Source organism: Paenibacillus apii (assembly GCF_011043685.1).
In the GTDB taxonomy this organism is placed as follows: domain Bacteria; phylum Bacillota; class Bacilli; order Paenibacillales; family Paenibacillaceae; genus Paenibacillus_AQ; species Paenibacillus_AQ sabinae.
In genome coordinates this window covers 174201-189108 of record NZ_JAAKGU010000010.1, presented here as the reverse complement: position 1 = coordinate 189108, position 14908 = coordinate 174201, and the positions used below count along the sequence as shown (strand labels likewise).

Genomic DNA, 14908 nt, shown 5'->3' with positions numbered 1-14908 from the left:
GCTCATAAAAATCGCCTTTGACCGGACTCTCCCGAATCGGGAGGTCCGGTCAAACCTCTTTGAGAGGCCAAATCAGCGCGTCCAGACGATCCGTAAAGGTGACGGCCGAAGGAGCGGAGTCCAGGGATATTCTATAGGCTTCGGCCAGTGTGTTGGTCTTCAGATGAACAGAAGATTCCTGTAACGGCCAGGGAAGGTGATGGATGTCCATTTCATACAGCCGTCCCTTCAGATCAGAAGTATACAGGCAGTAGCGCTCGGTCAGCCAATAGAGAAGCGTGCCAAGCCGGGCGTGGAACGGGGCCCCTCCGGCCGCTTGATATTCGGCGCTGAACGCCGCTTGCTGCGACCCCGTGCGTCTTGAGCTTGTAAAAGAAACTCCGGATTCGGTAAATCTGCCCTTCATGTCCGCGTGATGATAGGGCAAGTGTCCGATCCAGCGCGCTGCCAGGACAACCGGCCGGCTGGAGGCTTCAAGGCCAAGAAACAGAACGCCCGGTTTCCCGTTCCGAATAACGTAGGTGCGCACATTCAGCTCCAGGAAACGGCTTGCCAAAGGAAGGGGAGGAATTCCCCTCAGCCTCAGCGGGTTCACAAGAAAAGGAGACATGCTGATCCATGGCATACCTTGCCATTTATCCAGCTCGAGGCCGCTCGGCACGTAAGGCAGCAGTTCCCGTTCATCCGCCGGCCAGTGGGCGAACAGCAGATGATTCCAGCCCTGCTTCATTGCCCACGATCCTTTGGGCAGCGGGTATGGCCGATGATTTGTATGCACAAGGATCTCCCGGTTGTCCACGGAGCGTACCTCCTTCAAGAGTTTTCCTTTTATTATTTCCCTCCCGACACATTAATTATCGTTGGGGCGTTATCGCTGTGCGTTTCCGGCCAAGTTCCTTGATTGGTGCAGGAAAATATCCTGACAGCTTTAAAGAGGGGGAGGAAAATCAGCAGCCTATATGGAATTTTATAGTGGATATGGCAGGGAAGCTTGAACGCCGACGGGTATTGTTGAGGTTTTGGATTTTTGCTGGTCTATATCACGTATGAGGCTGTTGTGAGTTGAATAAGGCGTAAGCGCTTGCCTGAATTAACCCGAGCTTGGAAAACAAGCAGAAAAGGAAATGGGGGATACCAAGAAGTGGAACCGCCTATGGACGGAAATCTGATCTCGATATTCGGCACCGACGCGCCCGATCATCTTCGCAAGGAATCGCTGCGCGATCTAGTCAAGCTTGCGGGCGTGCTGGCGGAGCTGCGGGAGCATTTCGAGGAACCGCTGAAGGTGCTGGAAACGTTGAAAATGCTGAACCTGATTCAGCGGGAGGCGCTGGGGCTGGATGAGCCGCTTGCGGATGCCGACGCCCTCTTTTACCGATTCAGGAACAAGTACGGATACGAGCCGGGCATCCGCCTGGACCGCCTGCTGAATGTTCTGCAGAAATATAACTGGATCAGCCGCGGCAAGCGCCGACTGACGATGCTGGATGCGGGTAAAAGGATGACAGATACGCTGATCCGCTTAGCCAACGATTCGCTCGCTTACTATATGCAGGACGATGTGGCCCGGTCTCTGTTCCAGGCAAGAAGGGATGCGGATCTTGGCGAAGCATACGACGACAAAGGGATTTCGGGGGGCGACCGGCTGGCTAGCATGATTCGCAACACGGCGGATGCCCTAGACAAGCTGAAGGAGCGGCAGCTGGAGCTCCTCGCCGACCGGAACGCCCTTCCCCAGATTCGGATTATCGCGGATTTGATGCAGGAGCTGAACGCCCGGATGAATGAGAGGCTAAGCCCATTCGAAGGTGTTGAGGAGGCCGATTCCTTGCCGCCCCTGCTTCAACAAGGCAAGGAAATCATGCGGGAAGGAATGGAGATATCCCTTGGCACGCTGAATAAATTCCTCCATTTCGCCCGCTTGCAGCAGACCGAGATCAGGCATGAAATTTCTCCGCAGGCCATTCGCCGCTACATTATCCAATCCTTTGACAAAGCATCCGATTCCGAGCAGCCCCGCGGCCATGAAATATTGAGCTTTCTGGAGCAGGACCGCGTCCCCGGAGAACGGTTGGACGGCATGTGGGTACCCGTGCAGTTCGCCTCCCCGGTGTCCAATCTTCAGCTCGCGGATACCGTCCGCTATCTCGAAGGGTATGTGCCCAAGGCCGAGCCGATCCTCGAGCGGCTGGAGCCCGACTATCCGAAAGCCGAGGAATGGACCGAAGATGAAATCGGCCAACATCTGGCCCGGATGGAATGGCAATTGACCAAAGAACGGATACGGACAGACGAAGTCGAGCGGATTTTACAGAAGCGGGAAGCGGTAGGGCTGGAAAAGCTTGTGCTGGAGGCGGGTTCGGAGAACTGGAGCGATGCCTTGAACGCGCTGCTGGCCGTCTCCGCTCTGGTAGGCGGCCAACAGGCGGCGATTGAACGGGAAGAAGATGGCGAAGGAGATGCTCAGGCGCCCGAAACCCGGACGGAGTGGCAGCTCATGAATAAAGGGGGAGAAAAAAATGTCGTCAGAAGAACTGGAGGGCAGCTACAGCAATTTGCCGCTGGCAGCGATGGAGCGCCTGACGGCGGTGCTCAGTCCCGATGAAGAATATGCGTTCGTTCAGATCATGTTTTCGTCCTCGGCGGCGGTGCGCAGTGACACCTTCGGCTTGTCCAGACGGGAAGTGATGAAGATATTGAAGCTGAGTCCGGATGACGGGCAGGGGTTTGTCTCTTTTTTGAAAAGAGTGAATCAGGCCGTCTCCCGCTACTACAGGCTGGTCTATGACGAGCGGCGGGACCGGGCCGTTGTGCTGATTCATGTTCCCGCCAGACAGGCCAGAGAGCTGCTGCCTTCCGAAAGCCTGGCCTTGCTGATGTTTATTTTTTATCACCAGGAAGTGCTCCGGAACGATTTCACACTGTTCACCCAGCTGCTTGAGGCGTTCGGGCATGAGTCTCTTGACGTCAGGCGGAAAATACTTGCGAACCTTGACACGCTTATCAAGCTTGGCGCCGTGTCCAGATACGAGCATCCATCGGGTGAGGAAGCCTATGCGCTGACAGCGATCGGGGCCCGGCTGTTCTCGGACTCCTATTTGAAACGTTTTGCCGAGTTTAGCCATTCGCAGCAGCTGAATATGGACGATGTACTAAAGTTCTTCAAACGCTATAATCTCGAGGCAGGTGAGGGAATGTGAATCCTTGGGCACTGGAGTTTAGCGGCATCCGCGATTTCACCGATACCCGGCTGGAATGGGGCGGAGCTGATGATCATGTGCTGATAGGCGGGCCGAACGGCTCGGGAAAATCGACAATCACGTTCTGCCTTGGAGCGGTGCTTGCCTCTTCCAAAGTGGATCTGGAAGGGCTGCGTTCGCGGAATTTACCGCCAGACCGGGTGTGGCGAGCGGCGATTCAGCTTGTTTTTGCCAATACCGGGGACAGCCCCGTTGATGCTGGAGCTTACATCGGCTTCCGGTTGAATCTGGAGCAGCAGCCCGGGGAGCCACTGCGCAAGGAGTATTACATTTGCGAAGGGGAAGAAGCCTGGAAATGGGAGACAGAGACGCGTTACACCCCCGGGGACAGCGCCAATGATCTGCATGAGTACCGCCAGCAGCTGAAGCATAAATATAAGGTGGCCCCCGACGCCTTTTATTTGATCTGGTATCAGCAGGATGTGAACCAGTTCGCTGTCATGCGGCCGGAGGAGCGCTTCCGTATCTTCAGCGAAATGACTGGTATTGACCGGATGCAGCATAATTGGGAGAAGGTAAAAGAGGAACGAAAAGATGCGCTCTCCGCGCTCCAGACGGCGGAAAGTAACCAGCATTCGCACAAGCTGAACCTGGGCAACTGGCAGCAGGAGCGGGACCGGCTGCTCGGAAGGAACGAACGCCGGAGGCTGGGACTCCATACTGCGCTGACCGCCTCGGCGGCGCTTGAACGGCTGTTCAGCAGGGAAAGCTATGCGCTGAAGGAGCGGATCGGCGGACTGGAAGAGCGGTTGGGAGCTGAAAAGGAGCGATTAATCGGGCTGGAGGAGGAGCATCGGTCCTGCCAGGAAGAGCTTGAAGACAAGACGCGCCAGAAGAATGAACTGGACGGGCTGCTGGCGGAGCTGGAAGGACAGACGAACGAAGAACGCGCCCTTCGCGAGCGGCTGAGTGATGAATACCGGCAGCTGGAAGATATTCTCCGGGAGCTGGATAAACAGATGAGGGCGATTCCCTATTCCAGAGCACAGGTCGAAGAACGGTTGGCGCAGGACCGGGGAAGGCTCCGGGAGACGGAAGCCAAAGAGCTGGAGACAGAGGAGAAGTACCGGGAGGCCCAGACGCATTTGGATCGGCTGAGCGGGGAAGTCGGCAGGCTGAAATATGCACAGGAGGAGGACTTCCGCAGGCTCGGCGACGCCAAGAAGATGCTCGCCCAGTACGGTGGAAGCGCCGGGCTTGAACGCGAGGCTGAGAGCCTGGAGAGCCGGCGTTCCGCCTTGCTGGACAGCGGAAGGGAACTGGAGCAAGGCATCCGCTCTATGAAGGAGGAGGTCTTCACGCTGATGAAGGGCGGCGGGATGCTTAGCTTGAGACAGGCGAAATCGATCGGCCGCCTGCGCGGCCAAGGTCTGACCGTCTACACCCTGCCGGACCTGCTGGAAATGGACGAGCATGTTCCGCTTGAGCGGGAAGAGCGGCTGGACGCCATCAAGTATACGCTGTTTGTGGACGCCCGGAGTTTCGCAGCGCCGACCGATGTCTGCCATGTCGAGCTGCCGGCCGTTGTTCCCGAACGGACGATGGATGATCTGCCTCCACTCGGGCTGCGGGTGAAACAAGATCTCGACGACAAGACGTACGCTGCAGCCCAGAAAGCGTTATGGTGGATCGGAACCCTGATATCCGGCGTCGCTTCCTCGAAAGCTTGGCTCGGAAACGGCCAGCTTGTTGATGCCCTTGGACGGAGAGGGGCGCAGGAGGACAGGCAATGGATTCTCCATCCACGCGGAATCAAGCTGCGTATGAAGCACGCCGGCGAAGAGCTGGACAAGCTGGAGCTTCAGCTTGATTCCGAACGCCGGGAACTGGCGGAATGCGAGGAACGGCTGGGTCTCATCCGTTCGGTGCTTCAGAAGATCAAGGAAGCGGAGACGGTTGTTGGCGACGTTGCCCAGCGGGATTTGAGAAAGCGGGAGCTGGAGCGGAAGACGGACGAGCTGCGGAAGTGGACGGAAATCCGGGACGAATCCGCAGGTGAAGCTCGGCAGCTGAACCGGACCGCCGCCGAGCTTGCGGTCCGGATTGAAGCGCTCGAGGGCTACCGGCAAGTATATGACCGCGCCGACCGGGAAAGCTCCGCAATCGAGCGCTTCGGGCAGCTCGGCAGAGAGCTGGAGATTTCGGCCGAGCGGGTGCAAAAGCTCGAAAGAGAACTTCAGGACCGTGAGCAGGAAGCGGACCGGCTTGTCCGCTCGCTGGAATCGGCAAGGAGAAGAGTCAGGGAGCAGCTCCAATATATCGAAGAATCGAACAAGACGATGGAGGCGCTGACCCGGGAGAAGAACGACGGGCTGGAGCTTCTGGAAGTCGCCGAGGAGAGCCGGACGGCCGAGCGCCGGTTTCACAGCGACTGGACCGTTCGACTGGATTCTGTATACGCCGCACTGCTTGAGGAATCGCCGGATTTTCCTCCGGCGGCCGACTGGAATCCGGCGCAGGCTAAAGCGCGCAAGGAGGACGCTCTCGTTCAGTTAAATCAGGCGATCGCCGAGACGGTAGACGAGAACGCCGTGGAGAACTACGAGAAAGTCAGGCTGGAGTTCGAGCGGGGCGAGCAGGAGGTGCAGAATGCCCGCATGCTTCTGCGCCAGCTGGAGGAGAGTCTGGCCGAGCTTGAAGCGAAGCTGATCAGCACGACCGATTATGAAATCAAGCAGATTAACAGCCGGTTTACCCGGTATATGGATCTGTTCTCGTTTGACGGCGAAGTAAGCTGGGAGCTGCAGGAGATGAAACAGGGAAACGTAAAGTATTACCTGAACATCAGGGCCAGAAAGCAGGGCCACCGGGGACCGCTGGAGGAAATCGGCATAAAGGGCCGCGGAGGACGGGTCGGCAAAGGGGTGTCCGGCGGGGAGGAATCGCTGAGCTCGCTGCTGTTCGCCCTTTCTCTGCTCAAGACAATTGAGGCGGAGCCGGGATTCATCGTGCTGGACGAATTCGACAGCGCCCTGGACGAGGGCAGAAAGTCCAAGGTGTTCGAGCTGTACGAGCAGGAGCTGTCGAGAAAAATGATCATCCTGTCTCCGAAATCCCATGAGTCGGATTATCTGCGGCATTTTAACGAAGCGTTTGTCGTATATCATGACGCGAGGGTTCCCCAAAGCGCGGTGATCCGCATCAAGAAAAAAGCGGTGGTCAAAGTTTAAAGTTCGGACAAAGAAAGCACGAATAATAAATGGACATTGACGCTTGGAGCGCCCGTTGAGGGCGCACGGGCGTTTTTTTATGGGAATGAGAATTCGGATTGACTGCAAGCGTAGATTGGGATATGATGTCACTGTTACTAATTTAGTAATTTAGTAATTTAGTAAATTAGTAAATCGAGAAATTGAACTGACGACAGGAGATCAATGAAAATGAAAATTCCAACAACGCTTAAGCATAAACCGGTTATCGTATCGGAGAATTATGAACATGTCGACGGCAGATATGCGAATCAATCGGACGCCAAAGGGCTTTCGTTAGGCTTGGCCCAATGGAACGACCGCGGGAAAGTCGATATTTCGGCCAAAGTGTGGCGGTACACCGGTGAGAAGTGGTCCAGACAATCAGAGGAGCTGCCGCTGCATCGTGTGCTAGATCTGGCCATTCTGGTCACGCGCAGCATGGTTCATTTCCGGGAGGCCTACCAGTATCCGGAGCTGTACGATCCCGAGAATCCGGTTATTGACCGGGTGGGATTACAGGGAGATGCGATGACCGTCTCCGTATGCACGGACAACGACAGAATCCATGAAGATATCAAGCTGTTCAGCCAGGCGCTCAGCGATGACGGGGAACTGATTGGGGAACGTCTGAAGACGCTGTCGGTAATTTTGAAGGAAATGGGTTATTAAACGGTCCGAAGAAGGATAGGAGGCAGAATAAGTGGCACTTGATAAACAGAAGAAGAAAGAGCTTGCCGCGGCGTATGCGCAGTCTTTTCGCCCGATGGGCGTTTACCAGATTCGAAATGTAAAGAACGGCAAAATATTGGTGCTCGGCAGCATGGATTTGACCGGGGCCCGCAACCGGCTGGCCTTCATGCAGCAATCGAATTTGAACTCGATCCATGAGCTGCAGTCCGATTGGAAAGTCTATGGCGGCGACAGCTTCGTGTTCGAGGAACTGGACCTTATCAAACCGCGCGAGGAAACGATGAACGACATATCAGAACTTAACGAATACCAGCAAGAGGTGGACGCGTTACTTGAGCTGTGGATCGAGAAGCTTGAGCCCTTCGGGGACAAGGGGTACAACAAGCCGAAGCGGAAATAAAAAGGCCACAGCTAAAGCGGTCCGGCTGGATCACGATGATAGGCACGAGTCCTAAGGCGGTCCCGGCATCTTAAAAACACAATGAACCCGATTGTCTCATAAAATGGCAAAAGACCGTCCCACTACCGGGAATACGGTCTTTTGTTTGCTTCCGGCTGAGAGTTACCCTTCCGTCTCCAGTTTGCGGCCGTCCAGCGGCTGGACCGGGCGGTTATCATGCGGGAAAATGCTGCGGAACGCGGCGATCTGGTCGGCGGACCATTCCACCTGCTCCTGCAGAACGATCCACTGCACCCCTTCGGTGCACGGCGGTGTGGTCAGCGAGCCTTGGTAGCGGTAGGAGTGAAGATTTGCCGGAAGCAGGGCGCTCAGATCGAACTTGCCCTCGACTTCCGTTGCCTCTTCGCTTTCTTTCTGAGGGAGCCGAGACCACAGCTTGTTCAGCTCCGAGTTCTCTGCGCCGCTGTTAATCAGTACGCCCAGAACGGCAAATTCTCCATCTGCGCTCTGGTGAACAAAATGTAATTCCATCTCGCTGTGCTTGCCGCCTACTTCGTGCTCGCTTGGCAAATGAAAATGAAACTGCTTCAGCGTGTAGGTCTTGCCCTCGAGAACGATATTGTTTCCCTGCCCTTTGACGGTTACCTGAATGGTATGGCCGTTGTTGACCAGAGACACCTCCGAAGGCGAATAATGGACCTGAACCGCTGAAAGACTTGCGTCTTTTACCACATCGTCGTCCTTAATATCGATCGGCGACTGTTTCTTCCCGGCTTCGCAGGTCTTGAAATCTTCGCTAAGCTCCCCCCAATATTCGGGAGAAGTCTCTCCCTCATAGGACCAGTGAATCGTCTTGGCCCCGGTCCCCTGCACCGGCTGCCTGTCCTCCGGGCTTTGTCCCGATTGCTCCCGGTCTGCACAGCCTGCCAGCAGACCGCCGAGCATTAGTCCGGAGAGTAAGAGCCGGGAATACTTAGTGGTTGAACGCATCCTCATTCCTTCTTCCATATTATGTATTTGTGCACACTCTGCTTATTTTACCGAATGGAAAATACAGGAACAAGGGCGTTCGGTCCCATTTATGATGGCGATTCATCGGCGGGACTTCACGAGAAGGAAGGGCTTTCATCTTCCCAATCAAAAAGAAAAGCCGCTCCTAACGTCATAGGACCGCCCCCGCCTATTAGACGGAGTTAGTCCCCATGACTTAGGGGCAGCTTGGTAAATGACAATGACAAAATTCCTGCTTGGATATTTATCTAAATTAATTCGCGCTTGTTCCGGCGCCTTCAGCAACCAGCTCCGCCGAATCGGTGTTCAGGGAAGCGTAGATGGCCTCGACCAGTTGGTCCAGCTCGGGGAGCTGCTCCGCTTTGAGCGCGGATTGAATTTCGAATGGCTCGCCGATGAACTCGATTTTCTTCATACTCTCGAGAATTTCCGTCATGTCTCTGACCGCGGCATTCGCCCAGGTGTAGTTGCCGACCAGAGACACTTTGCGGTTCTGCAGGTTCAAAGACGCCATTTCATGAAGCAGGGCCTGCATGCCGTGATACAACCCAAGGTTGTAGGTCGGCGAGCCGAATACGAGATGGCTGAACTTCCAGGCGTCCGCGATAATATAGGACGGATGGGTTTTGGACACATCATACATGCGGATGTCCTGAACCCCCTTGGCGGCAAGCTTGCCCGCGATTAGGTTCATCACATTTTCCGTATTGCCGTACATGGATGCATAGACGAGAACAACGCCCTTCTTCTCCGGCTGATAGGTGCTCCAATGCTGGTATTTGTCAATGATATAAGGCAGATTCTCGCGCCAGATCGGGCCGTGCAGCGGAACGATCATCTCGATCTCCAGCTTGGCCAGCTTCTTCAGCACCGTCTGCACCTGCGGCCCGTATTTGCCGACAATATTGGAGTAGTAGCGGCGGGACTCGTCGAGGTATACCCCTTCAAAATCCGTCTGATCGGCAAAAATATTTCCCGAAAGCGACCCGAAGCAGCCAAAGGCGTCGGCGGAGAACAGAATTTTCTCCGAAACTTCGTACGAGAACATGACCTCCGGCCAATGGACGAACGGAGCCATGAAGAAACGCAGCGTGCGTCTGCCGAGCGGAAGCTCGTCCCCGTCTTTAACGATGAGGTAGTTGTCCGGCTTGCTGAATGTATAGAACTGCTCCATGAACTGGAACGTCTTTTTGTTGCCGACGATCTTCAGATCAGGATAGCGGCGCAGCAGCTCTTCGATATTGGCGCAATGGTCGGGCTCCATATGTCCCACAACCAGATAGTCCAGGGAACGGCCGTTCAGCACATGCTCGATATTCTCCAGAAACTGGGCGCTGATCGCGGCATCCACTGTATCCATGAGCGCGGTTTTTTCGTCCATAATCAAATGGGAATTATAGGAAACCCCCTGAGGGAGCGGGAACATATTCTCGAAGCGTTCCAGTCTTTTGTCGGTTCCGCCCACCCAAAATATATCGGATGTGATTTCTTGTACATAATACATCGGTATTCCCTCCACATGCCTAAAATTTTTCTAATAATATACCAATACCGGTCCATAAAATAATTGATAAAAATCATGTTTTCAGAAATCGGAGAAAGATTTCAAGAAAGTCATGTAAATAAATATCACATCGGTTGGGCCGGGATTGGGCAATTTTTCAAATAATTATTAGCAATTGTGGGGGTTTTTCGTGCATTATAAGCAGCCGGACAAGAAAGCTCGAAAAATATGACAAAATAGAGAACAAGCCTTTATTTCAAAACCGTTTTCGTTTGGCGGAGGAAGAAATCCGCATTTCTTCCCGGTATTTCGCCACAGTTCGGCGGGAAATCTCCAGTCCTTCCCTGGCAAGTAATTCGGCAATTGTCTGATCGGCCAGCGGTTTGCGTTTGTCCTCATCATCGATCAGCTGTTTGATCCGTCTTTTGACGCTTTCCGAGGAAGCGGATTCCCCGTCCGCCGAGGCGAGAGCGGAGGTGAAGAAATATTTTAATTCGAACAGACCGCGCGGCGTCTGCATGTATTTATTGCTGACCGCCCGGCTGACCGTCGATTCGTGCAGGCCGGTTCTTTCGGCGATTTCTTTTTGGGTAAGCGGTTTAAGACCGTGAATGCCCTCGTCAAAAAAATCGCGCTGCATGTCCACTATGGCCTCGGCGACGCGTGTCAACGTCTGACGGCGCTGCTCCAGACTTTTCATCAGCCAATTGGCGGTGGTGTACTTGTCATGGATAAATTGGCGGGTCTCCTCCTGTTGGGGGAGATTTCTCAGCATTTGCCGGTAATGGGGGTTGACCGCGACCTGCGGAGCGCCGATGTCGCTCAGACGGACCGCGTACCCGCTGCCCGTTTGTTCTACTGTTATATCAGCGACGATGTACTGCTGCTCGTTAAGGGCGAACGCTGCACCTGGAGACGGATTCAGCCTGCGTATCTTGTCGGCCGTTTCCTGGATCACGGGAATGGAGGCACCGAGCGCATCCGACATTTTTTGCAACCGATTGCAGGCCAAATCGTTCAAATGTCGTTGAACTATGGCTACGGCAAGTGGATCATCCTGGCCGCTGCGCCGAAGCTGCAGAAGCAGGCATTCCTCCAGACTGCGGGCGGCAATCCCGGCCGGCTCGAAGCTCTGTAACAGGGCAAGGGTGTCCAGGACTTCGTGAGCGGGAATACCCAGCACCCGGGCGGCCTCCGGCGCGTCCGTTTCCAGATACCCTTTTTCATTCAGATTGCCGATAAGATACAGTGCCGTCTTCCGCCGGATGCCGGTCAGGCCGCGAACCAGTCCCAGCTGCGCTTGCAGATGCTTATACAGCGTGTCCGCCGGTTCGGCGATCCATTCCAAAAGGTCAACGGAATTTTCGCTTTTTGACTTGGAATAATCTTTCCCTGTCCGTTCCTGCCCGCTGCTTGCACCCGACATGGAAAGATCGTATTCCTTCAGATCGATCACCGGATTTTCATTCGCCTGTTCGCGCAAGTAGGACATCAGATCGGCCGAAGAGTATTGCAGAATCTGGATGGCCTGCCTCAGCTCGGGCGTCATTGTCAGCTTCAAGGTCTGTTCTTGCTTTAATCCGAATCGTATCATGATCTGTCACAGCTCCTTCGGGAACAACACAGCGGGCCATTACCGTGTCAGTTATCTATAGTAGAAAAAGACTTCGCGAATCCGATGCAAGTTTCCTGCCAATCAGGAGCTTTTATTTGCACTTTTTTAGTGTTGCTTTTGCACATTGAATCTGTCACATTTTTATAGGGTGCGTTTTTAAATAGAGATTCATTCCCGGTTCATATATACTGGATATCTAAAGTATTTTATATTAGTAAGCGCTTACTGCGAAGAGAATGACGACAGGAGGTGTGCAAATGAAAAGAATCGATAAGATTTTAGAATATATTGCAGAGCATACCAAAAAGCTTGCCGAGGAACATTTGCTGTACGACGGAGGGATTACCGCGGCGGAAATCGCCGCTCATCAGAACATGCTGAGAAACAATGTGAGCAAAGAGCTGAGCGACCTTCTCCGCGCCGACCAAATCATTAAAATCAAGGGAAGACCGGTGAAATTTCTGCATAAGCAGACGGTTGAGGAGATCTTCCGGATTCAGCTCAAAGAGAAGCAGATTGAGGTCGGGAGTCTGGATGAGATCCTGCGGCCCGGGGAACAGGTTGATCCGTTCCATTCCCTGATCGGCTTCAAGGCCAGCATGCGCAATCAGGTCGAGCAGGGAAAGGCTGCCATTTTGTACCCGCCGAGAGGCTTGCATACGCTGATTGTGGGTCAGACAGGGGTCGGCAAGACGCTGTTTGCCAGGCTGATGTACAACTACGGCAAGCATATGAAGCGGTTTTCCGAGGAGTCCCCCTTTATCGTATTCAACTGCGCGGATTATTACAACAATCCCCAGCTGCTGATTTCCCATATTTTCGGCCATGTCAAAGGGGCCTTTACCGGAGCCGATTCGGAAAAAAAGGGGCTCGTGGAAAAAGCGGACGGAGGCATTCTGTTTCTCGACGAGATTCACCGCCTGCCGCCGGAAGGCCAGGAAATGATTTTCTATTTCATGGATACGCACACGTACAACAAGCTCGGGGAATCGGAGCGGAACCGGAGTGCGAATGTGCTGCTTGTTGCAGCCACGACGGAAGATCCGGGCTCTTCCATGCTGAAGACCTTTATCCGGCGCATCCCGATCACCATCAACATTCCTCCTTTGCAGGAACGCACGCCCGCGGAGCAGCTTCAGATTCTGAAGCATCTGCTAGAGAGCGAGGCGCTTCGGGTCAACAAGCCGATCAAGGTCGAATCCGAGGTCGTCAAAGCGCTGATCGGTAGTGTCACCTACGGCAATATCGGGCAGCTTAAATCGAATATCCAGCTCGTTTGCGCCAAAGGGTTTCTGAACAGCATCCGCGAGAATCGCGATGAAATTATTCTCGACTTCAAACTGCTGCCGGGCAATATCCGGGAAGGTCTGTTCAACATTGGGAAGAACCGCAGGGAGATTGAGGAATTCGGAGCGATTGCATCCCAGCTGTACATTACGCCGGAGGGCAGCCATGTAACGGAAGAAGAGGACGTACTGGAGCCGCCGTTCAACCTGTACAAGCTGATAGAGGACAAAATAAGCCTGCTCAAGGACGAAGGTCTGGACGACAGCTACATTAATCGGTTCATCACCACGGACGTCAACATCCATATCAAAAGCTTCTATAACCGGTTCTACAATCTGAAGGGAAGCCGGGAACGTATTCTCAAGATCGTCGACAATGAAGTTCTTGAATTTGCCGAGCAGGTGAAGCTGCTGGTGGAGGAGGAGCTGGACCGAAAATGCAGCGAGCGGTTCGTCTATGCCTTCAGTCTTCATTTGAGCGCCTTTCTCAAGCGGATTCGGGAGAAAAAATACGGCGGCAAGCCTGTCTACGATCCCGTTAACCAGAATGATGAAGAATACAGAGTGGCCTTGACCATCAAGGACATGATCGAAGCCCGGTTCGGAATCGACGTGCCCGGAGCCGAGGTTACGTATGTGGCGATCCTGCTCAAATCGGTGGAGGAGGAGCGTCAGGGCAATGTGGGAATTATTGTGGCCGCGCACGGCAACAGTACGGCGAGCAGCATCGTCGGCGTTGTAGACAGTCTCCTTGGCAGCTCGAATATTTGCGCAGTCGATATGCCGCTTGATGTCAGCCCAAGAGAGATTTTGGAGATAATTATCGACAAGGTGAAGAGCATCGACAGCGGCAGAGGGGTGCTGATGCTGGTGGATATGGGCTCCCTGCTCAGCTTTGAAGCAACCATCATGGAACGGGTCGGAATCAAGGTCAAGACGATCGACATGGTGTCCACGCCGCTTACGCTTGAAGCCGTGAGAAAAGCCAGCATACTCGATATGGAGCTTGAGGACATTTACCGGTCGCTGAAGGATTTCAGAGGCTATAACAATATTGATGCTTCAGTGAATGCCATATTGGATAACAAGGTCATTGTCACGGTCTGCTCTTCCGGCCGAGGCGCCGCGATCAAGGTTAAGGAATTTGTGGAAAAAATCGTGTACGACCTTACTGAGAAGAAAATAACGGTAATCCCGGCGGGAATCAGAGAACTCGACAAGGTGGTCAAAGAGCTGCAGGCCAAACAGGACGTTCTGGCTGTTATTGGAGTAAAGCGTCCAGGCGACAAGACCGTTCCGTTCATTCCACTAGAGCAGCTGCTTGAAGCAAGCGGCGAAGAGCTGCTGCGGGAGCTGCTCCTGAATCATGAGCTGCCTGTAGTGCAGGCAAGCGAGAGCGTCGTCATCAAGGATTTGTGCGAGGACAGTCTGAAGGAATTTCTGACGTACCTGAATCCCCATAAAATATTGGGAACCTTGATGAAATTCGTTCAGGAGCTGGAACAGGAACTTAAGATCGAATTTGAATATGCGATGAAAGTCCAGCTTGCCATTCATACGGCCCACGCGCTGGAGCGGATGGTTATCCATGACGGGCTGGTTTACCGGGGGGAGACGGAGACGCTCGATCCTCAAATTATGACTGCGGTGAACCGGGCCTGCGGCATTTTCGCCTCAGGTATTAATTTGACCCTGACCGATGATGAAAAATATTATATTTGCGAAATGTTGAGCGATGTATATAAAACAACCCCAATATAGAAGCCTAGAGTATGAAGCGTTTACATTTGTGTATGACCGATAAAAAATAGAACCAAAAACTTGTGTTTTCTATCGAACGGAAATCCCCGATACAGCGGGGATTTTTGTTTTTTATAAAATATTTTTGGGCGATACAGAAGTTTGGCACGGGTCTTGCATATTTAATATGGACGAAGGGCAATTCAAGGAG

Annotated in this window: 10 protein-coding genes; 6 read left to right on the top strand and 4 right to left on the bottom strand. The window is 53.7% G+C overall.

Going from position 1 to position 14908, the window contains the following annotated elements; all coding sequences use genetic code 11:
* Positions 1 to 49: 49 nt before the first annotated feature.
* Positions 50 to 799 carry a YqjF family protein gene (locus G5B47_RS19690; protein WP_165101714.1) on the bottom strand — a complete coding sequence of 250 codons (750 nt, stop codon included), beginning with the start codon at positions 797 to 799 and terminating at the stop codon, positions 50 to 52.
* Positions 800 to 1141: 342 nt separating this feature from the next.
* Between G5B47_RS19690 and G5B47_RS19685 the strand changes: the two genes are divergently transcribed.
* The 5 genes from G5B47_RS19685 to G5B47_RS19665 all read left to right on the top strand — a co-directional run bounded on the left by G5B47_RS19685 (position 1142) and on the right by G5B47_RS19665 (position 7541).
* Positions 1142 to 2605 carry a hypothetical protein gene (locus G5B47_RS19685; protein ID WP_206107448.1) on the top strand — a complete coding sequence of 488 codons (1464 nt, stop codon included), beginning with the start codon at positions 1142 to 1144 and terminating at the stop codon, positions 2603 to 2605.
* The gene (locus G5B47_RS19680; protein ID WP_165101712.1) at positions 2520 to 3200 is read left to right on the top strand and encodes a hypothetical protein; all 681 of its coding nucleotides are present in this window, start codon (positions 2520 to 2522) and stop codon (positions 3198 to 3200) included. Before G5B47_RS19685 ends, G5B47_RS19680 begins: the two co-directional genes overlap by 86 nt.
* A complete protein-coding gene (locus tag G5B47_RS19675) occupies positions 3197 to 6430 on the top strand; it encodes a coiled-coil domain-containing protein (protein ID WP_165101710.1) in 3234 nt (1077 codons plus the stop codon). Before G5B47_RS19680 ends, G5B47_RS19675 begins: the two co-directional genes overlap by 4 nt.
* A 210-nt stretch (positions 6431 to 6640) precedes the next feature.
* Positions 6641 to 7120, top strand: a complete 480-nt coding sequence (locus G5B47_RS19670; RefSeq protein ID WP_165101708.1) for a DUF6530 family protein — start codon at positions 6641 to 6643, stop codon at positions 7118 to 7120.
* A 31-nt stretch (positions 7121 to 7151) separates the two neighbouring features.
* Entirely contained in the window at positions 7152 to 7541 is a 390-nt protein-coding gene (locus G5B47_RS19665; protein WP_165101706.1) for a GIY-YIG nuclease family protein, read from the top strand.
* Between the two features lie 162 nt (positions 7542 to 7703).
* Here G5B47_RS19665 and G5B47_RS19660 read toward each other — a convergent pair whose 3' ends face one another.
* From G5B47_RS19660 to rpoN, 3 genes are all read right to left on the bottom strand, one after another.
* A complete protein-coding gene (locus G5B47_RS19660; RefSeq protein WP_165101703.1) occupies positions 7704 to 8531 on the bottom strand; it encodes a carbonic anhydrase in 828 nt (275 codons plus the stop codon).
* Positions 8532 to 8805: 274 nt separating this feature from the next.
* Entirely contained in the window at positions 8806 to 10056 is a 1251-nt protein-coding gene (locus G5B47_RS19655; RefSeq protein WP_165101701.1) for an FprA family A-type flavoprotein, read from the bottom strand.
* A gap of 256 nt (positions 10057 to 10312) precedes the next feature.
* Entirely contained in the window at positions 10313 to 11653 is a 1341-nt protein-coding gene (rpoN, locus tag G5B47_RS19650) for an RNA polymerase factor sigma-54 (RefSeq protein ID WP_165101790.1), read from the bottom strand.
* Positions 11654 to 11928: 275 nt separating this feature from the next.
* On the opposite strand from rpoN, the gene G5B47_RS19645 reads away from it, so the two are divergent.
* Positions 11929 to 14718 carry a sigma-54-dependent transcriptional regulator gene (locus tag G5B47_RS19645; RefSeq protein ID WP_165101699.1) on the top strand — a complete coding sequence of 930 codons (2790 nt, stop codon included), beginning with the start codon at positions 11929 to 11931 and terminating at the stop codon, positions 14716 to 14718.
* Positions 14719 to 14908 lie beyond the last annotated feature (190 nt).